The 20,492-nt window shown below is 67.0% G+C and carries 19 protein-coding genes; 13 read left to right on the top strand and 6 right to left on the bottom strand.

All coding sequences use genetic code 11. The features are described from left to right. Window positions 1-122 precede the first annotated feature (122 nt). The 4 genes from VLK31_RS34515 to czcI form a co-directional block, all read right to left on the bottom strand. Window positions 123-3,317: a CusA/CzcA family heavy metal efflux RND transporter gene (locus VLK31_RS34515; protein WP_409173003.1), complete on the bottom strand. Its 3,195-nt coding sequence runs from the start codon at window positions 3,315-3,317 to the stop codon at window positions 123-125. A gap of 10 nt (window positions 3,318-3,327) precedes the next feature. Then, entirely contained in the window at window positions 3,328-4,743 is a 1,416-nt protein-coding gene (locus VLK31_RS34510) for an efflux RND transporter periplasmic adaptor subunit (protein WP_409173002.1), read from the bottom strand. Between the two features lie 18 nt (window positions 4,744-4,761). Further along, window positions 4,762-6,117, bottom strand: coding sequence for a TolC family protein (locus tag VLK31_RS34505; RefSeq protein WP_409173001.1), 1,356 nt, complete (start codon window positions 6,115-6,117; stop codon window positions 4,762-4,764). A 96-nt stretch (window positions 6,118-6,213) separates the two neighbouring features. After that, entirely contained in the window at window positions 6,214-6,588 is a 375-nt protein-coding gene (gene czcI, locus VLK31_RS34500) for a cation efflux protein, CzcI family (RefSeq protein WP_409173000.1), read from the bottom strand. Between the two features lie 171 nt (window positions 6,589-6,759). On the opposite strand from czcI, the gene VLK31_RS34495 reads away from it, so the two are divergent. Then, the gene (locus VLK31_RS34495; protein WP_409172999.1) at window positions 6,760-7,437 is read left to right on the top strand and encodes a heavy metal response regulator transcription factor; all 678 of its coding nucleotides are present in this window, start codon (window positions 6,760-6,762) and stop codon (window positions 7,435-7,437) included. 2 nt (window positions 7,438-7,439) lie between these two features. Next, the gene (locus VLK31_RS34490; RefSeq protein ID WP_409173005.1) at window positions 7,440-8,765 is read left to right on the top strand and encodes a heavy metal sensor histidine kinase; all 1,326 of its coding nucleotides are present in this window, start codon (window positions 7,440-7,442) and stop codon (window positions 8,763-8,765) included. On the opposite strand, the gene VLK31_RS34485 is transcribed toward VLK31_RS34490, so the two are convergent. Beyond that, complete coding sequence (locus VLK31_RS34485; protein WP_409172998.1) at window positions 8,743-10,011, bottom strand: cation:proton antiporter; 1,269 nt, start codon at window positions 10,009-10,011, stop codon at window positions 8,743-8,745. The genes VLK31_RS34490 and VLK31_RS34485 overlap by 23 nt on opposite strands. A 74-nt stretch (window positions 10,012-10,085) precedes the next feature. Further along, window positions 10,086-10,856, bottom strand: a complete 771-nt coding sequence (locus VLK31_RS34480; protein WP_409172997.1) for a Crp/Fnr family transcriptional regulator — start codon at window positions 10,854-10,856, stop codon at window positions 10,086-10,088. A 141-nt stretch (window positions 10,857-10,997) separates the two neighbouring features. Here VLK31_RS34480 and VLK31_RS34475 point away from each other — a divergent pair, with 141 nt between their 5' ends. The 11 genes from VLK31_RS34475 to VLK31_RS34425 all read left to right on the top strand — a co-directional run bounded on the left by VLK31_RS34475 (window position 10,998) and on the right by VLK31_RS34425 (window position 20,475). Beyond that, entirely contained in the window at window positions 10,998-11,522 is a 525-nt protein-coding gene (locus tag VLK31_RS34475) for an ester cyclase (protein ID WP_409172996.1), read from the top strand. After that, complete coding sequence (locus tag VLK31_RS34470; protein ID WP_409172995.1) at window positions 11,519-12,292, top strand: SDR family NAD(P)-dependent oxidoreductase; 774 nt, start codon at window positions 11,519-11,521, stop codon at window positions 12,290-12,292. The genes VLK31_RS34475 and VLK31_RS34470 overlap by 4 nt, the downstream gene beginning before the upstream one ends. A 356-nt stretch (window positions 12,293-12,648) precedes the next feature. Beyond that, window positions 12,649-13,722: a hypothetical protein gene (locus VLK31_RS34465; RefSeq protein ID WP_409172994.1), complete on the top strand. Its 1,074-nt coding sequence runs from the start codon at window positions 12,649-12,651 to the stop codon at window positions 13,720-13,722. Between the two features lie 28 nt (window positions 13,723-13,750). Further along, entirely contained in the window at window positions 13,751-15,094 is a 1,344-nt protein-coding gene (locus VLK31_RS34460) for an MFS transporter (protein WP_409172993.1), read from the top strand. A 117-nt stretch (window positions 15,095-15,211) separates the two neighbouring features. Then, window positions 15,212-16,003, top strand: a complete 792-nt coding sequence (locus tag VLK31_RS34455; protein ID WP_409172992.1) for a GntR family transcriptional regulator — start codon at window positions 15,212-15,214, stop codon at window positions 16,001-16,003. Then, a complete protein-coding gene (locus tag VLK31_RS34450) occupies window positions 16,000-16,800 on the top strand; it encodes a transporter substrate-binding domain-containing protein (protein WP_409172991.1) in 801 nt (266 codons plus the stop codon). Before VLK31_RS34455 ends, VLK31_RS34450 begins: the two co-directional genes overlap by 4 nt. Before the next feature lie 15 nt (window positions 16,801-16,815). Continuing rightward, window positions 16,816-17,478 carry an amino acid ABC transporter permease gene (locus VLK31_RS34445; RefSeq protein WP_409172990.1) on the top strand — a complete coding sequence of 221 codons (663 nt, stop codon included), beginning with the start codon at window positions 16,816-16,818 and terminating at the stop codon, window positions 17,476-17,478. 25 nt (window positions 17,479-17,503) lie between these two features. Beyond that, complete coding sequence (locus VLK31_RS34440; RefSeq protein ID WP_409172989.1) at window positions 17,504-18,157, top strand: amino acid ABC transporter permease; 654 nt, start codon at window positions 17,504-17,506, stop codon at window positions 18,155-18,157. Further along, a complete protein-coding gene (locus tag VLK31_RS34435) occupies window positions 18,141-18,920 on the top strand; it encodes an amino acid ABC transporter ATP-binding protein (RefSeq protein ID WP_409172988.1) in 780 nt (259 codons plus the stop codon). The genes VLK31_RS34440 and VLK31_RS34435 overlap by 17 nt, the downstream gene beginning before the upstream one ends. A 197-nt stretch (window positions 18,921-19,117) precedes the next feature. Next, complete coding sequence (locus VLK31_RS34430) at window positions 19,118-19,609, top strand: AAA family ATPase (protein ID WP_409172987.1); 492 nt, start codon at window positions 19,118-19,120, stop codon at window positions 19,607-19,609. Between the two features lie 368 nt (window positions 19,610-19,977). Continuing rightward, on the top strand, window positions 19,978-20,475 hold the full coding sequence (locus VLK31_RS34425) for a GNAT family N-acetyltransferase (protein ID WP_409172986.1): 498 nt from the start codon (window positions 19,978-19,980) through the stop codon (window positions 20,473-20,475). Window positions 20,476-20,492 lie beyond the last annotated feature (17 nt).

Genomic DNA, 20,492 nt, shown 5'->3' with positions numbered 1-20,492 from the left:
CAGCGTAAGGGCACTACAGAAGCGCTCAAACACATCGAATGCCGGTGCAACGAGCCGGCGAGCGCTGCGACACAACACGCGCGCTCGTCATCAAGTCAATTTACGACTTGATCAGATGTTCCCTAGGCCACCGGCGCCCCGTGGCTCTGCAGTGCGCTAGGCGCCTGAACCTCGTCTTCGTCGCGCCGATGCACCAGGCGATACAGCAGCGGCAGCACCAGCAGCGTGAGCGCGGTCGACGACAGAATGCCGCCGATCACCACCGTCGCCAGCGGCCGTTGCACCTCGGCACCGGTGCCGGTGGCGATGGCCATCGGCACGAAGCCCAGCGACGCGACCAGCGCCGTCATCAGCACCGGGCGCAGCCGCGTGAGCGCGCCCTCGCGAATGGCCGCGTCCAGCGGCATGCCGCCTTCCCGCAGGTTGCGGATGAACGCGATCATCACCAGCCCGTTCAGCACCGCCACGCCCGACAGCGCAATGAAACCCACGGCCGCGGAGATCGACAGCGGTATGTCGCGCAGCCACAGCGCCACGATGCCGCCCGTGAGCGCGAACGGAATGCCGGTGAACACCAGCAGCCCGTCCTTCAGGTTGCCGAACATCGCGAACAGCAGCGTGAACACCAGCAGCAGCGACACCGGCACCACCACCTGCAGCCGCTCGGTGGCCGAGGCCAGGTTCTCGTACTGGCCGCCCCACACGGTCCAGTAGCCGGTGGGAATCTTCACGCCGCGCATGGCGGTTTCAGCCTCGGCCACAAAGGAGCCCAGGTCGCGCCCGCGCACATTGGCACTCACCACGATGCGGCGCTTGCCGTCCTCACGGCTCACCTGGTTGGGGCCGGGTGCAATGTCCAGCGTGGCCACCTCGCCCAGCGGAATGAAGCTGGTGCGCAGGCCTTCGCCGCCAGCGCCCTTGGGCAGCGCCACCGGCAGGCGCTTGATGGCTTCCAGGTCGGTGCGCAGGTTCTCGGGCAGCCGCACGATGATGTCGAAGCGCCGGTCGCCGTCGAACAGCGTGCCCGCCTCGCGCCCGCCCACCGCGATGGACACCGCGTCCTGCACGTCGCCCACGTTCAAGCCGTAGCGTGCGGTCTTCTGGCGGTCGATGTTCACGGTGAGCATCGGCAGGCCGGTCGTCTGCTCGACCTTCACCTCGGCCGCGCCGGGCACCTTGCCGAGCGCTTCGGAGACTTCGGCTGCCGTCTTGTTCAGCACGTCCATGTCGTCGCCGAAGATCTTCACGGCCACGTCGCTGCGCACGCCCGAAATGAGCTCGTTGAAGCGCAGCTGAATGGGCTGCGAGAACTCGTAGTTGTTGCCCGGCAGCTTCTCCACCTCTTCCTGCACGGCCGCGAGCAGCTCGGCGCGCGTGCGGCGCGACGCACCTTCGAGCGCGGGCCATTCGCTTTCGGGCTTGAGCATGATGTAGCCGTCGGAGATGTTCGGCGGCATCGGGTCCGACGCAATCTCGGCCGTGCCGGTGCGCGCGAACACCCGTTCGATTTCAGGAAACTTGGCCTTCAGCGTGCTTTCGAGTTGCTTCTGCATCTCGACCGACTGCGTGAGGCTGGTGCCCGGAATGCGCAGCGCCTGAATGGCGAAGTCGCCCTCGCTCAGGCTGGGCACAAACTCCGTGCCCAGGCGCGTGGCCAGCAGGCCCGACAGCACCACGGCCACCACCGCGGTGGTGATGACCAGCGCCTTGGCCTGCATCACACGCGCCAGCAGCGGCTCGTAGCCGCGCTTGGCCCACACCATGAGCCGGTTCTCTTTCTCGCTGACCTTGTCGCCGATGAACAGCGCCACGGCCGCGGGAATGAAGGTGATCGACAGAATCATCGCGCCCAGCAGCGCAATCACCACGGTGAAGGCCATCGGGTGGAACAGCTTGCCCTCCACACCCGTGAGCGCAAAGATCGGCAGGTACACGATCATGATGATCAGCTGGCCGAACAGCAGCGGGCGGCGCGCCTCCTGCGAGGCTGCGAACACCTCATGAAAGCGCTCGCTGCGCGTGAGCGGCCGACCATGCTTCGCTTGCGCATGGGCGAGGCGCCGCACGCAGTTCTCCACGATCACCACCGCCCCGTCGATGATGATGCCGAAGTCCAGCGCGCCCAGGCTCATGAGGTTGGCGCTGATCTTCTGGTTCACCATGCCGGTGAAGGTGAACAGCATCGACAGCGGAATCACCAGCGCGGTGATCAGCGCCGCGCGAATGTTGCCGAGGAACAGGAACAGCACGGCAATGACCAGCACCGCGCCCTCGAACAGGTTCTTCTTCACCGTAGCAATGGCCTTGTCGACCAGCACCGTGCGGTCGTACACCGTCACCGCCTTCACGCCCGCGGGCAACGTGCGGTTGATCTCCTGCATCTTCTTGTCGACCGCCTGCGACACGGTGCGGCTGTTCTCGCCGATGAGCATGAACACCGTGCCCAGCACCACCTCGCGCCCGTTGTCCGTGGCCGCGCCGGTGCGCAGTTCCTTGCCGATGCCGACCTCGGCCACGTCCTGCACGCGCAGCGGAATGCCTCCTGCGTTGCCCAGAATGACGTTGCCGATGTCCTCGGCCGACTTCACCTGCCCCGGCGCGCGAATGAGGTACTGCTCGCCGCGCTTCTCGATGTAGCCCGCGCCCACGTTGGCGTTGTTGCGCTCCAGCGCGGTGACCAGGTCGGTCATGCTCAGGCCGTGCGCCAGCAGCTTGGCGGGGTCGGGCGCAATCTGAAACTCCTTGGCGTAGCCGCCAATGGAGTTGATCTCGGTCACGCCCGCCACGTTGCGCAACTGCGGCTTGATGATCCAGTCCTGTACCTCACGCAGGTCGGTCGGCGAATACGGTTTGCCGTCGGCCTTCTTCGCGCCGTCCTCCGCCTCCACGGTCCACAGGTAGATCTCGCCCAGGCCGGTCGAGATGGGGCCGATCACCGGCGAGATGCCGCTGGGCATGCCCTCGCGCGCCGACTGAATGCGCTCGTTGACAAGCTGGCGCGCAAAGTAGATGTCGGTGCCGTCCTTGAAGATCACCGTCACCTGCGAGAGGCCGTAGCGCGAGAGCGAGCGCGTCTGCTGCAGGCCGGGCAGGCCCGCCATGACGGTCTCGATGGGATAGGTCACGCGCTGCTCGGTCTCCAGCGGGGAGTAGCCGGGCGTGGCGGTGTTGATCTGCACCTGCACGTTGGTGATGTCGGGCACGGCGTCGATGGGCAGCTTCTGGTAGCTGAAGACACCGAGCGCGGCCATGCCCAGCACGGCCAGCAGAACCAGCCAGCGCTGCGCGATGGAGAAGCCGATGATGCGTTCGAACATGCGGGCCTCTTCAGTGGGTGTGCGTGGCAGAGCTCTTGCCCTGCTGCGACTTCACGACGAAGCTGCCGCTCGCGGCGTGGCTGGCGCCGGGCGCAAGGCCACCGACGATCTCCACGCGCTGGCCGTCGCTGCGCCCGGTCTGCACGTGCTGGGGCACAAAGCCGCCGGGCACGCGCAGGAACACGGTGGGCTTGTCTTCCACCGTTTGAATCGCCTCGGCCGACACGGTCACGGGCGCTTGCGTTTCGGAGGCCACCAGCTCGACGTTCACGAACAGCCCCGGGCGCCAGATGCCCTGCGGGTTGGTCAGCGTGACGCGGGCTGTGGCGGTGCGCGTTTGCGCGCCGATGAGCGAGCCCACGTAAGACACCTTGCCCGTGGCCGTCTGATCGAACGCGCTGGAGCGGATGGTCACCGGCTCGCCGATGCGCACCAGGTTCAGGTTGTTGGCGGCCACGCTGATCTCGGCCCACACGCTCGACAGGTCTGAAATGGTGAACACGTTGACGTCTTCCTTCACCGCCTCGCCCAGCGCAATGTGCTTCTCGACCACCATGCCGTCGAACGGCGCGCACAGCTCGTAGCGGCCGAGCGCGGCGGAGCCGGGCGTGGCGCCCAGCGCCAGCAGCTTCTGGTTGGCGTTGGCCACCTCGATCTGCGCCTCCTGCATGGCCTGCTGGGCCTGCAGGTAGTCCTGCTGGGCGGAGATTTTTTCTTCCCACAGCTTCTTTTCGCGCTCGTGGGTGGTGCGGGCCAGCGCGAGCCGGCGCTGCGCGGACTGCAGCGCGCTGCGCTGCTCCGACAGCGACGGGCTCGACAGCACCGCCAGCACCTGGCCACGCTTGACCTGCTGGCCCAGGTTGGCCGACACACTGTCGACCACGCCCGCCACGCGCGGCACCACATGGGCCGTGCGGTCTTCGTTGAACTTGATTTCTCCGGGCAGCTGCAGCGACAGCTTGATGCGCGCGGTACCGGCGCTTTCGATGGCGATGTCGGCGGCCTTGACCTGAGCGTCGGTGAAGGCGATTTTTTCTTCCTTCTTGTCCTTACCTTCCTTGTGTTCCTCGTGTTGCTTGTTCTCGGCGGATGCGTTCTTTCCTTCGTCCTTGCCCGCAGTCTTGTCTTCCCCGTGGTGCTCCTTGTCGCCATGACCGGCGGCCTCGCCGTGGCTGTGGTCGTGGTCCTTCGCTTCTGGCTTGGCTTCTGGCTTGCCGCCCTCCTTCGCATGGGCGTCGCCCTCTTCATGGTGCTCACCGTCGCCGTGGCCGGCCGCTTCGGAATGGCCCGCGGCCTCCGGCTTGGCCGGCGCGGCGCGAAGAATCAGCGCGCCCGCGCCGAGCCCCATCAGAAGGACCACCGCGATGGCGATCCACTGCTTCTTGCCCACGCGCTCGGCGAGGGGTGTGCGTTCTTGTGCGTTCATGGTGTGGGGTGTTCCTTGTCAGCGCGCGACGGATGTAGCGAGCGGTGTGTCGTCGTTCTGGCGGCCCAGCAGGCGGTCGAGGTCGCCGGCGGCGCGGTGCGCGTCGGCCAGCGCCAGCAGGTACTGCGCACGCACCTGGAACAGCGTGCGTTGCGCATCCAGTGCCTCCAGAAAGCTGAACTTGCCCAGCTCGAAGCCCTTGGTCGCGGCCTTGTAGGCGCTTTCGGCGCCCGGCAGCGCGTCGCGCTGCAGCGTCTCGGCAGTGGCCCGCGCGGCGCCCAGGCGCTCGGTGGCCTGCGCCACGTCGGTGCCCAGTTGCAGCTCGGCCGCGGCCAGGTCGTCGCGCGCTTTTTCCTCGCGGCTCAGCGCCTCGGCCACGTTGCCGCGGTTGGTGTCGAAGATGGGCAATGGAATCGACAGGCCCACCACCACCTGGTTGCGCCGGCCGCCGCCCGTGTCGCCCTCGGCGGAAGGCACGCGCTTGGCGCCGAGCGACACGGTGATGTCGGGCATGCGCTTGGCCTGCTCCAGGTCGGACAGCGCCTGGCGCCGCTCGACCTCCAGCCGCGCCTGCCGCAGCACGGGCGCGGCGGCCAGACGACTCTGCATGTCTTGCATGCCCTGGGCCGACACCATGGCCGGCAGCCGGTCGACCGCGCCCTCCACCTGCGTGAAACGTGGCGCTGGGTTGCCCCACTGCGCGGTCAGGTGCTGGCGTGCCGTGCGCAGCGTGCCTTCGGCCTGCAGCAGCTCGACGCGAATGCCGGCCTCGGCCACGCGCGCTTTGGTTTCTTCCAGCGGCGACACCTTGCCGGCCGCCACGCGGTTGGCCGCGGCACGGGTGGCCGTCTGCGCCAGGCCCACCGAGTCCTGCGCCAGGCGCAGGCGCTCCTGCGCGGTCAGCACCTCGAAGAAGGCCGTGACGGTGGCCGCGCGCACCTCGGCGCGGCGCGCGTCCAGTGCCGACGCGGCCTGGTCGCGCGCGCGCTCCGCCGCCGTCACCCGCGCCGCGCGCTTGCCGCCGAGCTCGATGGGCTGGCTCAGTTGCAGCGTGGTGGTGCGGTTGTCACGGCGCAGGTCTTCCACCTGCGCGTCGAGCGTGGGGTTGGGCCAGGCACCGGCCTGCACGATGGCGGCCTCGGTGGCGTCCTGCTCGCGCGACGCGGCAAACAGGCTGGGGTTGGCCTGCAGCGCCATCGCTACGGCGGCCTGCAGGTTCAGCGGGCCGGCGGGCTCCAGCGTGCGGGTGGCTGCGCGGGTGGCCGCACGGGCAGAGGCAGACTGAAGCCCGGCACGCGAAATCTGTGAATCTTGGGAAAAGGCAGGGGGCGCCGCCATGGCCAAAACGGCCAGCGGCACGAAGAGCGTGCGCATCGAATTCTCCTGGGTTGCAAAACAACGGACGGACGAATTCGGCGAGAGCTCAGCTGATGATGAAGATCAGAAGGTGGGTTGGGTTCTCTCGCCGAATCAGAGGGCGAGAGACCAGTCGGGGCGCACCGGAACGTCGGCAATGTGCGAGGCGAAGCGTTCTGCCGGCGTCATGCGCGGCGCCTGGGCCACGGGGGCCAGGGCGGATGCGGGCTCGGTGGCGGCGTCGGCATGCTGTGCCCAGCCTGCATGGCAGACCGCGCAGTCGCCGACCACGGCGTTGGGCTGGGTGCTGGCGTTTTTCTGCGCGCCCTCGCCGCTGTGGCTGCGGTCCGTGCCACGGCCTTCGCTGTCGTGGTGGCCCCAGTGCTCGGGCTGCGTGTCGCGCTCGTGCTGGCAGTACGCCGATGCCGCGGCCCAGCTCAGCTGGAGCGGCAAGAGAGCAAGCAGAAAGATGAGGAGCCAGCGGCGCATGAGGCAAAAAGTATATCGACGGCGTGTGAGCGGGCTTCGAGCAAAGCCCCGCCGAATGGCCTGCCATTTGCAGGCCCGGCGCAATGTATGACACCGGAGAGCGCATTTGTCCGTCGATAGGATTACTAAATCGTAACCGGCGTAGTGAAAGAGCTTCGTTAACATCCTCGTATGCGAATTCTTGTCATTGAAGATGAGCCCAAACTCGGCGATTACCTCAAGAAGGGACTCGAAGAGAACGGTTACGTGGTGGATGTCGCCCGCGACGGCATCGAAGGCAAGTACCTTGCGACCGAGGGCGACTACGCCTTGGTGCTGCTGGACGTGATGCTCCCCGGCATCGACGGCTTTGCCGTGCTGCAGGCCATCCGGCGCACGAAAAACGTGCCCGTGCTGGTGCTCACCGCGCGCGACAAGGTCGAAGACCGCGTGCAGGGGCTGCAGCAGGGCGCGGACGACTACCTCGTCAAGCCCTTCTCGTTTTCCGAACTGCTGGCCCGTGTGCAGGCCTTGCTGCGCCGTGGCAAGCCGCAGGAGTCGACCCAGCTGCGGCTGGCCGACCTGGAGGTCGACCTCATCAGCCGCAAGTGCGCGCGCAACCGCACGCGGCTCGACCTCACGGCCAAGGAGTTCACGCTGCTGGTGGTGCTGCTGCGCCGGCGCGGCCAGATTCTGTCGCGCACCACGCTCGCCGAGCAGGTGTGGGACATGAACTTCGACAGCGACACCAACGTGGTCGAAGTGGCCATCCGCCGCCTGCGCAGCAAGCTGGACGACCCGTTCGACGTGAAGCTGCTGCACACCGTGCGCGGCATGGGCTACGTGCTCGAAGACCGCTCCTGGGCATGACCCTGCGGCCGCGCCGGCAGTCGCTGCAGCAGCGCCTGTCTCTGTGGTTCGCCGCGCAGGCGCTGTTCGGCCTGAGCGTGGTGTGCCTGGGCGTGTACCTGGTCACGGCCTGGAGCTTCGGCCAGAAGCAGCAGGACGAGCTCGACCAGAAGGTGGTGCTGGTGCAGCACCTGCTGCAGGAGGCCGAAAAAGGCGGCGACCTGCAGTTTCTGCAACACAAGCTGAACGACTTTTTCTCCATGCAGGACGAGGTGTCGCTGACCATCTCGCATGCGGGCCGCGAACTGTTCCAGTCCACCCCCGCCCCGGGCCCGCACTGGATACTGCGCAACCTCGAGGTGCCGTGGACGCAGGCCGGCAAGACCACGCCGCTGTCGGTGCAGCTGGGCGTGAACATGACGCAGGAGGAGCGCCTGCTGCAACGCCTGGCCTGGACGCTGCTGGGCGCTGTGGCGCTGGGCACCGCGCTGGTTTCGCTCACCGGCATGTGGCTGGTGCGGCGCGGCCTGCGCCCGCTGAAAGTGCTGGCCGAGCGCACCGCGGCCATGGCCCCCGACAAGGACAACCCGCCCATCGACGCCATGGCCTTCGCCGAAGAGCTGCGCCCCTGGGTCACGCAATTCAACGCCCTGCTGCTGCGCGTGCAGCGCGCCTACGTGCAGCTGGAGTCCTTCAATGCCGACGTGGCGCATGAGCTGCGCACGCCGCTGGCCAATTTGCTGGGCTCCACCGAGCTGGCGCTCACCCGCCCGCGCAGCAATGAAGAGCTGCAGACCGTGCTGGCCTCCAACCTGGAGGAGATAGCGCGGCTGTCGGGCATCGTCACCGACATGCTGTTTCTCTCGCAGGCCGAGCGCGGCGGTGCGATGCGCACGCGGGCCGCTACGCACCTGGCGGCGCAGGCGGTCGACGTCATCGACTTCTATGACGCCACGCTTGAAGAAGCCGGCCTGCGCGCCGAGGTGCGCGGCGACGCCACGGCCGACGTGGACGCCGCGCTGATCCGGCGCGCCCTGTTCAACCTGCTGGGCAATGCGATCCGTTTTGCAACGCCCGCATCGGCAATTCGCATCGAGGTGGCCGTGGACGGCCCGGGCGAGGTCAGTGTGGCGGTGGTCAACCAGGGCGAGCCGATCGACCCCGCCGCCCTGCCCCGGCTGTTCGAGCGCTTCTACCGCGCCGCGCAGGCGCGCGACGGCTCCACGCGGCACCACGGGCTGGGCCTGTCGATCGTGGAGGCGATTGCGCGCATGCACGGCGGGCGCGTGTTCGCGTCGAGCCAGGGCGGCGAAACGCGCATCGGGTTCACGGTGCGGCGGGGCGGTTGAGCTCTGCGGGCTGTTCGGTAACTGCAACGGCCTTTCGGCCGATGAACAGGTTGATCAACGGCCCGGTCATCGCGGTGGTCACCAGCGCCATCACCAGCAGCATGGTGAACAGCTCGGGGCCGATCAGCCCCGCGTCCAGCCCGATCTTCATGACGATGAGCTCCATCAGCCCGCGAGCGTTCATCAGCGAGCCCGTGGCCAGGCTGTCGCGCCAGCCGTAGCCCGCCATGCGCGCGCCAATGGCGCCGCCCGCTATCTTGCCGAAGGCCGCCACGCCCAGAATGAGCAGCATGGCGCCCACGCCCGCACCCGAAAACGCATTGGCCGTGGTGCCCAGCCCCGCCAGCGCAAAGAACAGCGGCATCAGCACGACGATGGAAATCGGCTCGATGCGCTCGGTGAGCGACTTCAGCAGCCGGTCGTCGCGCGGCAGGCAGGCACCGAACAGAAAGGCGCCGAACACCGCATGCAGGTGCAGCCATTCGGTGGCCAGCGAGGTGGCGAGCAACCCGATCATCAGGGCCGCCATGAGCGTGATCGACGGTTCGCCCTCGGGCGCCTTGGTGCGCAGCAGCCAGGCGAAGGCCGGCTTCACGGCCAGGAACAGCACGCACAGCACCACCACCATGCCCAGCGTGGTCTTCAGCAGCCCCTGGTAGCCCTCCCCGGCACCGACCATCGCGACCACGAAGGCCAACAGAATCCAGGCGAACACATCGACCACCGCGGCCGCGCCCAGCGACAGCTGGCCGAAGGGCGTGCGCGTCATGCCGCGGTCTTTCAGGATGCGCGCCATCACCGGGAACGCGGTGATCGACAGCGCCGCCGCAATGAACAGCGCGAACGGCCAGAAGCCCACGCCCGCCGGCGCCAGCGACGGATGCAGCGCGGGCGCAATCGCGATGCCCAACGCGGCCGGCACCAAGATGCTGAGCACCCCCACATACCCAGCCGAGCGCAACTGCTCGCGCACGCCCTGCGAGGCACGCAGCTCCAGCCCGACCACGAACATGAACAGCACCAGCCCCAGCGTCGACAGCGAGGAGAGCCCTTGCAGCGACTCCTTGGAGAACAGCTGCGCATGCAGTGCCGGGAACAGCGCGCCCATCACCACCGGCCCGAGCATCAGCCCGGCCGCCATCTCGCCGACCACGCTGGGCTGGCCCACGTAACGCAGCACCCAGCCGCACAGGCGCGCGGTGGAGAGGATGACGATGAGTTGCAGCAGGAGGGAGGTGGCGGACATCGGGGGGCCTGGCGGCAGGATGAAAACCGGCCGATGTTAGTTGGAGCCTGTGCTCGCGGCCCGCGCGGCGTTGTTCAGCTCGGCCTGTTCGCGTGCTGTTCCAGCTGCGTGCGGCTCAGCAGCTCGATGCTGCGGTAGCGCACCCGCAGCGTGCCGTCTTCCTCCCACAGCTTCAGTTGCCGGTTCACGCTCTGGCGCGACACGCCGAGCATGAACGACAGGTCTTCCTGCGACACGCCCAGCAGCGTGCCGCCCCCGCCTCCGTCCTCGCCATTGCCCGGCGCCTGGCCGTGCGCGTCCAGCGTGAGCAGGCGGTGCGCGAGCCGCACGGGCAGCGGCATCAATATCACGTCGTCGATCCAAGCCAGCGCCTGGCGCAGCCGCATGCACACCAGCCGCGTGAAGGCCATGTGCACATCGGGGTGCTCGGCCACCAGCCGGTGGAAGTCCGCCGCCGACACCACGGCCATTTCGGTGGTGTCGACCGCGCAGGTGTCATAGACCCGCTCCAGCCCCACCAGCAGCGACACCTCGCCGAACCAGTGGCCAGGCTCCAGCATGGCGATGACCGCCTCGCGCCCGCCCGGTGCCACCACGCTCACCCGCAGCGAGCCGCCCACCACGCCGAACAGCGCATCGGGCGCCGAGCCCTTGCTAAACAGCGATTCGCCACGCGCCAGCGTGCGCCGGTGCGCCACCGCGAGCAGGCGCTGCTGCACGTCGTCGGCCAGGCGCATGTCGCTGTTGTGCACGGGCGAGCGCGGTGCGTTCGATGCCGGGAGGCTCGATGGCGTGGGCGTGGGCGTGGGCGTATGCGCGGGTTTGGGCGTGGGCGTGCGTGGCATCGCGGGTTTGTCCGTAGCGGCAATTGCCAACACCGGACAGTCTTGTTTCGGGGGCGTGCCGATAGTACGCAGCAAGCCCGGCGCGGCGCATGCGCAGCAACCCGGAGCCCTGTCATTCCCTGTCACATGGAGCACACCCCGATGAACGCACACACCGAACTTCAAGCCCGCCGCGAGCGCCTCGTGCTCGACCATTTCGCCGACGAGACCCGCCAGGACTTCGACGCCGTGCTCGGCACCTTTCCGCACCCACACTACGAGCTGATTCCCAGCGGCGAGGTGCACGACGGCATGGCCGACGTGCGCCAGTACTACGCCGACACGCGCCGCGCCTTTCCGGACCAGCGCCACGAGATCATCCAGCTGCGGCATGCCGACGATTCGGTGATCGTTGAGTTCTGGCTGCTCGGCACGCACCGCGGCCCGTTGAAGGGCATTGCGCCCACGGGCAACAGCTTTCGCTGCCGCATGAACGCCTTCTTCATCTTCGAGGGCGAACGGCTGGTGTGCGAGCGCGTGTACTTCGACACGCTGACGATGCTGCGGCAGTTGCTGGTCGGCGTGCCCGCGGCGCATGTCGCGGCGCTGGTGGGCAGTCTGCTGGGGCAGCCGGTACCGGTACCTGAACCGGCACCCGCCCACCCCAGCGAAGCCGCCACGGCATGAGCGCGTTACGCCACGACGCGCTCGCAGGCCGTCACGCCATCGTGACGGGCGGTGCGCGCGGCATCGGTCTGGCGGTTGCGCGGCGCTGTCTGGCGGCGGGCGCCAGCGTTGCGCTGTGGGATGTCGATGCGCCGGTGCTGCGCGAGGCACAGCAAGCATTGGCCGCACTCGGCACGGTGACGGCCGAGGTGGTGGATGTGCGCGACGAAGCGCAGATTGCCCGCGCCGCTTCTCGCTCGCAGGAGCGTTTTGGCGGCATCGACGTTCTTGTGAACAACGCGGGGGTGTTGGGGCCGACGGTGCCGGCGTGGGAGCACACACCTTCGCAGTGGCGCAGCGTGCTGGACATCAACCTCACTGGTGCGTGGTTGTGTTGTCGTGCGGTGGTGCCGTTGATGTTGGCTCGGCGGCGCGGGCGCATCGTGAACATGGCCTCGGTGGCGGGCAAGGAGGGCAATGGACTCAACGCGGCTTATTCGGTGTCGAAGGCGGGGCTGATTGCGCTGACCAAGTCACTCGGAAAGGAGCTGGCGTCGTCGGGCGTGTTGGTGAACTGCATCACGCCTTCTGCGGCGGATACCGATGTTTTTGCGGCCGTGCCTGTGGAGCATCGCGATCAGTTGCGCACTGTGCTGCTTTCTCGCGTGCCGATGGGGCGGTTCGTGGAGGTCGATGAAGTGGCTGCCATGGCTGTTTGGCTTGCTTCTGATGACTGCTCTTTCAGTACGGGCGCGGTGTTTGATATTTCTGGTGGGCGGTCTGTTTATTGAGCTTTTGCCGTCTGTTCAGGGCGTGTGCACAGGGCGTCGGGTGCTCCCCTCCGCGAATGTCCCCCGGGCTTCGCCCTCCTCCTTTATTTCGCTGCGGGGAGCACCCGACGCCCTGTGCACCTGGACACGCTCGTGGTGTTCCGCTGATCAACCACTGCTCTGAACTCGCTCACGTCGATGGGGTGCCTTGCGCAGCGAAATAAAGGAGGAGCGAAGCGGGGGACATTCGCGGAGCAAGGCACCCCGTCGGCGTGAGCGTCGCCCTGAACAACGACAGCTCAAGAACAACGACAGCCCCAGAACAACAACAGCAAGAAAACCCGAAGACCAAAGCTTCCCATTCCAAGGACATGCGCATGACAAGAGACCCCGACCCCACAGGCTTCGCCCAGCTGACAGATTTCGACGGCGCACGGTCCGCCGCCATGCCGCAGGACCGACTCAGCGCAATTCGCAACGGTGCCCAGGGGCTGCGTGAACGACTGCTCGACGCCCCACCCGTGCGCTTTGCGCGCAGCTTCAATTTGCTGCGCATTCCGTACCCCGCGTGGTTCGCTTTCACCGGCGTGTACTCGCAGCAACTGCTCAAGCCGCACATGGTGCATCTGCTGGCGCGCACCACGCTGATTCAGTACGACGACTTCGAAGGCCGCCTGCGCACCCTGCTGTTCACACCGGCCGACTTCGAGGCCGGCAATGAAACGCCCTACTTCAAACGCCTGAGCGAACAGACGCCCAAGTTCCTGCACAAGACCATCGCGCCGGTCTACCAGACCGTGCCGCAGGCACTCGCAAGCTGCGGCGTGGCGCCCGGGCAGGTCGACTACATCACCTACGACCACCTGCACACACAGGACGTGCGCCGCTGGCTCGGCAGCACCGGTGCGCCCGGCCTGCTGCCCAACGCCAAGCTGCTGGTGCACCGACAGGAACTGGCCAACGTGCAAGGGCTGCTGCCGGTGCAGGCCGAGTGGTATTGCCCGCATGGTCTGGACGGCGTGGCAGCCGAGCGCGTGGTGGCTTTCGACGGCAGCGTCCAGCTGGGCCGCGGGCTGGCGCTGGTGCACACGCCAGGGCACACCGAAGGCAACCATTCGCTGGTCTACCGCGCGCCCGACGGCCTGCGCGTGAGCAGCGAGAACGGCGTGTCCACCGACAGCTGGTCACCGCTGCTGTCGCGCCACAACGGCATTCGGCGCTACGCGCAAGCCACGGGCGCCGAGGTGATCCTGAACGGCAACACGCAAGAAAGCAGCAACGACCAGTACCTGTCGATGGTGCTGGAGAAAACGCTCGCGGGCACCTCGGCCGCGCACGGCTTCAGCAACGTGGTGCCCTCCAGCGAATGCTCGCCGCACTGGCTGTTTCCGGGCGCACCCACCAGCCACCTGTGGGGCGAAACGGTGTTCGGCACACCCACCCTCGCCTGAACCTCATGACAACAACAGGAGACGAACGATGAACACCGCCACGCTGGACAACGCCAGTCCGCGCCCGCCGGCCTCTGTCGCAGGCCATGAAGACGCAGCGCTCTTTCGCAAGATCACCTGGCGGCTGATGCCGCTGCTGTGCGCCTGCTACGTGCTGAACTATCTGGACCGCACCAACGTCGGCTATGCGCAGTTGCAGATGAAGGAGCAGCTGGGCTTCAGCGACGCGGTGTTCGGGCTGGGCGCGGGCATTTTCTTCATCGGCTATGCGGTGTTCGAGATTCCGAGCAACCTGATGCTCGCCAGGATCGGCGTGCGCGCCACGCTGCTGCGCATCATGGGCCTGTGGGGGCTCGCGTCGGCGGCCATGATATTTGCCACCACGCCCACGCACTTCTACGTGCTGCGCTTTCTGATCGGCGTGTTCGAGGCCGGCTTTGCGCCGGGCGTGCTGTTCTACCTGACGCTGTGGTTTCCGTCGCACCGGCGCGCGCAGGCCACGGCGCTTTTCTTCATGGCCTTTGGCGCGGCGCCCATCGTGGCCGGGCCGATCGCCGGGCTCACCATGACCTACCTGGACGGCGCGATGTCGCTGCGCGGCTGGCAATGGCTGTTCCTGCTCGAAGGGGTGCCGAGCGTGCTGCTGGGCATTGCGGCGTTCCGTTGGCTGTCCAACAGCCCGGCGCAGGCACCGTGGCTCTCCGCCGCCGAAAAGCAGCGCGTGGCGCGCCTGCTGGCCGAAGACCAGGCTGCGCACGGCGCCGCCGAGCGCCACACCTTTGGCGCGGCCATGCGCGACGGCCGGGTGTGGCTGATCGGGTTCATGTCGTTCCTGATCATTCTGGGCATCTACGCGCTCTCGTTCTGGCAGCCGACCATCCTGAAGTCGATGGGGCTCAGCGTGCTGCAGATCGGTTTCTATGCGGTCGTTCCGGCGGTGGCGGGCATCGCGGCCAACATCGTGGTGGGGCGCCGGTCCGACCGGCGCAAGGAGCGCCGCTGGCACTTTGCGCTGAGCGCGGTGGTGGGCGCGGCCGGGCTGGCGCTCACCACGCTGTTCATGCACAACGCCTTGGCCGCCGTGCTGTGCCTGGCGCTGGCGTCGATGGGCATCTCCGCCGCGTTCACCGTGCTGTGGTCGGTGCCGGGCACCTTCATGTCCAAGAGCGCGGCGGCCGCGGGCATTGCGCTCATCAGCACCATCGGCGGCAGTGCGGGGCTGGTGGCGCCGATGATGGTCGGCGCGCTGAAGACGCTGACGGGCGGCTTCACGGCCAGCCTGTATGTGCTGAGCGGGGCGCTGGTGCTGTCGGCATTGCTCATGCTTGTGGCCATGCCGGCCAGCGCGCTCGGCCGAACTCCGCGGCACTGAGCCGCGCCAGGCACCGATCGCGCCCCATCGCGGGGGGCCCGGCACGGGGCCTGCGGTCCATTTCGGTGCACACGCCTTGCATACCAGTTGGCACAGAAGCTGCTGGTATGCAGGACCATGGCCATCTCCGCATCCGAAATCAGTGCACGCATCGTTGAAGCGGTGATGGCGCAAAAGCTCGCGCCGGGTTCGCGCCTGGGCGAGCAGCAGCTGGCCATGCTGTTCGACTGCAGCCGCACCATCGTGCGCGAAGCCCTCACGCGGCTGGCGGCGCGCGGCATCGTCACGGTGAGCGCGCGGCGCGGCTGGTTCGTCATCGAGCCTTCGCAGGACGAGGCGCGTGAAGCCTTCGAGGCGCGCCGCGTCATCGAGCTGGGCCTCATCCGCAGTGCAGGCAGCACCGGAAAGATCGAAAAAACCGCCCTGCGCCAATTGAAGGCGCACCTTCAGCGTGAAAAAGCCGCACTGAAAGAAAGCGACGTCGGCAACCGCAGCTTTCTGCTGGGCGACTTTCATGTGTGCCTGGCCGAGTGCCTGGGCAACACGCTGCTGGCCGACACGCTGCGCGACTACACGGCGCGCACCACGCTCATCGCCATGCTCTACCAGTCCACGCACGACGCGGTGCAGTCGTGCGAAGACCATGTGCAGATCGTCGCGGCGCTGGAGCGTGGCGACCATGCCGCGGCCGAGGCCTTGATGGGCGCGCACATCGGCACGGTGCAGTCGGCCCTGCGCGTGCAGGCCCCCACCGACCCGCTGGCGCAGTTGCGCGACGCGCTGGCGCCGCTACACAACACCGCCGCCACCGCCAAGCCGGCAACCAAAGCCAAGGGCCGCAAGGCCGCCGCATCCACCGACCCCGATTCCGATTCCGATTCTTCGACTTACCTAGGAGCCCTGCTATGACCTTCTCTCTGTCCAAACGCCACCTCGCCCTCGCAGTGGCCTCCATCGCCATGCTGGCCGCCACCGGCGCCGCCCAGGCCCAGAACGCGCTCGACAACGTGCTCAAGGCCAAGACCATCAAGATCGCCGTGCCCACCGACTACCCGCCCTACGGCTCGGTCGACAGGAACATGAAGCCGCAGGGCCTGGACGTGGAAATGGCCGAGCTCATCGCTGCCAAGCTGGGCGTGAAGATCGAGCTGGTGCCCGTCACCAGCGCCAACCGCATTCCGTACCTGCAGACCAAGAAGGCCGACCTGGTGATTTCCACGCTCGGCAAGAACGCGGAGCGCGAGAAGGTGATCGACTTTTCTTCGGCCTACGCGCCCTTCTTCCAGGCCGTGTTCGCGGCCAAGAGCCTGAACATCAAGACCTTTGCCGACATGGGCGGCAAGAGCGTGGCCGTGACCCGCGGCGCCATGGAAGACCAGGAGCTTGCCAAGGTCGCGCCCACCACGCTGGACTACAAGCGCTTCGAGGACAACAACGCCACCATCGCCGCCTTCGTGGCGGGCCAGACGCAAACACTGGCCGCCAGCGCCGCCGTGGCCGGCGACATGATGCAGAAGAACCCGCAGCTCAATGCCGAATACAAGCTGCTGCTCAAAGACAGCCCCTGCTTCGTCGGCATCGCCAAGGGCGAGGACAAGCTGAAGGCCAAGGTGAACGAGATCATTGCCGCCGCGCGCAAGGACGGCACCATCGACGCCATGTCCAAGAAGTGGCTCGGCCGCCCCGCCGGCGACCTGCCGGTCTGATCGACTGACGCGGCCATGAACATCGAATTCGACTTTGGTGCGGTTCTGTCGGAATGGCCGCTGCTGCTGCGCGGCGTGGCGTGGACCATCGGCCTCACGGCCGTGGGCACCGTGCTGGGCATGACCGTGGGCACCTTCTGCGCGTGGGCGCGCTCGGCCGGCCCGCGCTGGCTGCGGTTGGTGGTGGGCACGTATGTGGAGCTGATCCGCAACACGCCGTTCATCGTGCAGCTGTTCTTCATCTTCTTCGGGCTGCCAGCTGCGGGCGTGAAGCTCTCGCCGGAGGTGGCCTCGGTGATTGCCATGGTGATGAACCTGGGCGCCTATTCCACCGAGATCATTCGCGCCGGCATCGAGGCCACGCCCAAGGGGCAGATCGAGGCCGCCGTGAGCCTGGCGCTGAGCAAGGCGCAGGTGTTCCTGCGCGTGGTGCTGCCCCCGGCACTGAAGAAGGTGTGGCCCGCCATGGTGAGCCAGATCGTCATCGTCATGCTGGGCTCGGCGGTGTGCGGGCAGATTTCGACCGAGGAGCTGAGCTACGCGGCCAACCTCATCCAAAGCCGCAACTTCCGCGCCTTCGAGGCTTTCATCATCGCCACGCTGATCTACCTGGCGCTGTCGGTCGCACTGCGCCGGCTGCTCGACTGGGCGGGGCCGAAGTTCTTCTTTGGCCGCTGAGCGAACACAGGAGCCTTGTCTCACCATGACCGACTTTTCTCTCTGGGACATTCTGCGCAACCTGCTGCTGGCGCTGCGATGGACCGTCGTGCTCTCTCTCATCGCCTTTGTAGGCGGCGGCATCGTGGGCGGCCTGCTGCTGTTTCTGCGGCTGCGCGGCGGCAAGTTCGCGAACCGGGCCGTGAGCGTTTATGTGCAGCTGTTTCAGGGCACGCCGCTGCTGATGCAGCTGTTCCTTGCCTACTTCGGCATTGCGCTGTTCGGCATCGACGTGTCGGCGTGGACCGCGGCCAGCGTGGCGCTCACGCTGTACACCAGCGCCTTTCTTGCCGAGATCTGGCGCGGCTGCGTGGCCTCCATTCCCAAGGGCCAGTGGGAGGCCTCGGGCAGCCTGGCGCTGAGCTTCGGCGAGCAGATGCGCCACGTCATCCTGCCGCAGGCCGTCAACATTGCGATTGCGCCCACGGTCGGCTTCTTGGTGCAGGTGATCAAGGGCACGGCGCTGGCGTCGGTGATCGGCTTTGTGGAGCTCACCAAGGCCGGCAGCATGATTTCGAACGCCACCTTCAAGCCCTTCGTGGTGTTCAGCTGCGTGGCCCTGCTTTATTTCGTGCTGTGCTTTCCCGTGAGCCTGTACGCCAAGACCCTCGAGAGGAAAACCCATGGCCGCCGTGCTTGAACCCCAACAGCCCGCCACGTCGGTGGGCGCCCCCATCGTGCGCATCACTGCGCTGCGCAAGTCCTACGGCACCAACGAGGTGCTCAAGGGCATCGACCTGGACGTGAAGCGCGGCGAGGTGATCGCCATCATCGGCAAGAGCGGCTCGGGCAAGAGCACGCTGCTGCGTTGCATCAACGGGCTCGAGGTGTTTCAGGAAGGCTCGCTCACCGTCGACGGCAAACCGCTGCTGCACGAAAGCGCCATGGCCATGCGCGAGCTGCGCCAGCGCGTGGGCATGATCTTTCAGAGCTTCAACCTGTTCCCCCACCTCACGGTGGGCAAGAACGTGATGCTCGCGCCCACGCTGGTGAAGAAGCGCGGCGGCCTGGAAGCCGCCTCGCAGGCGCGCAAGCTGCTCACGCGCGTGGGGCTGGAAGAAAAGTTCGACGCCATGCCGGAGCAGCTGTCGGGCGGCCAGCAGCAGCGTGTGGCCATTGCGCGCGCACTGGCCATGGAGCCGGCGGTGCTGCTGTGCGACGAGATCACCTCGGCGCTCGACCCCGAGCTGGTGGGTGAGGTGCTGCGCGTGGTGGAGTCGCTGGCCGACGAGGGCATGACGCTGTTGATGGTCACGCACGAGATGAGCTTTGCGCGCAAGGTCAGCGACCGCGTGATCTTCATGCACCAGGGCCGCGTGCACGAGATGGGTCCGCCGGCGGAGCTGTTCGGCAATCCGCAGACGGCGGAGCTGAAGCAGTTCTTGTCGTCGCTGCATGACTGACGGCGCAGGGGAAGGCGAGAGAGTGGGCTATCCTCGGCCCATGGCTTGCCTGCACACCGCGTTGATTATTCGCACCATCTCCAAGATGGTGGGTTAGCGCGCGGTTCCACAAGTTCACGCCATACGACCCGCCCCACGAGGCGGGTTTTTCGTTTCCTGGGGTTCTTTTCTTTCAACCCGACTTCAGGAGAAACGACATGACCGCCCCACACACGCCAGTGCTTCACATGGTCTGCGGCAAGATCGGCGCCGGCAAATCGACGCTCACGCGCCAGCTTGCCGCGGCGCCCGCGACGGTGCTGATCAGCGAGGACGCATGGCTGGACGCGCTGTACCCGGACGAGATCCACGAACTGCCTGACTACGTGCGCTGTTCGGGCCGACTGAAGCAGGCCATGTCGGACCATGTGGTGGCCTTGCTGAGGGCGGGCGTGTCGGTGGTGCTCGACTTTCCGTCCAACACTGTGAGCAGTCGACGATGGATGCGTAGCCTCTTCGAAGCGGCCGGCGTGGCGCACACGTTGCACTTTCTGGACGTGCCAGACGCGGTCTGCAAGGCGCGCCTGCACGCACGCAATGCAAGCGGTACGCACCCTTTCGAGACGACGGAGGCTGAGTTCGAGCTGATCACCGCGCACTTTGTTGCGCCGTCTGAAGCGGAGGGCTTCGATGTGGTGCTGTACGGGTGAGCTTTTCTGCTGATTTGGGGAGCGCTGCTGTTCAGGGCGGCGCTCACGCCGACGGGGTGCTCCCCTCCGCGAATGTCCCCCGGCCTGCGGCCTCCTCCTTTATTTCGCTGCGGGGAGCACCCCATCGACGTGAGCGAGTTCAGTGCTCTGGTTGATCACCCGCACACCCACAGCGTGGTCGTTGCTCGAAGCACTGGTTGATCAGCGAGCACCAGCAGCGTGTCCAGGTGCACAGGGCGTCGGGTGCTCCCCGCAGCGAAATAAAGGAGGAGCGAAGCGGGGGACATTCGCGGAGGGGAGTACCCGGCGGCCTGTGCACACGCCCTGAAAAAAGGGCCAAAAACGTCGCCCCGCTATCCTCACCAACGATGCAGATCCAACAAGCCCACCCCTCAGAAACCGCCACAGTCGCAGCCGTATTGAACGAAGCCGCCCAGTGGATCGCCGCCGAAGGCCGCCCGCTCTGGTCCCCGGCCGACATTGCGCCCGAGCGTATTCAGAAAGACACCGACACCGGCAACTACTTCATCGCACGCACGAACGGTGAAGTAGCGGGTGTCGTGCGGCTAGACCTCGAAGACCCGTATTTCTGGCCCGAGATCGAAAGCGGCACGTCGCTCTATGTGCACAAGCTCGCGGTGCGCCGCGCATGGTCCGGCCACGGCGTGCCGGCACTGCTGCTGGACTTCGCACGCGAGCGCGCACGCAGCCTCGGCCGCTCGTTCGTGCGGCTGGACTGCGTGGCCGACCGCGCGCCACTGCGCGCGCTGTACGAGCGCCACGGCTTCTTGCTGCACAGCGTGGTGCACAAGGGCGAACGCGGCTTTGCGCGCTTCGAGCTGGCGGTTGCGCCGCTCGCGACCTGATCCGCTCACCCGCACCA

It is taken from the genome of Variovorax sp. H27-G14, assembly GCF_046156345.1.
In the GTDB taxonomy this organism is placed as follows: Bacteria; Pseudomonadota; Gammaproteobacteria; order Burkholderiales; family Burkholderiaceae_C; genus Variovorax.
Note: the sequence above shows the minus strand (reverse complement) of the source record. Positions and strands in the feature narration are given on the sequence as shown.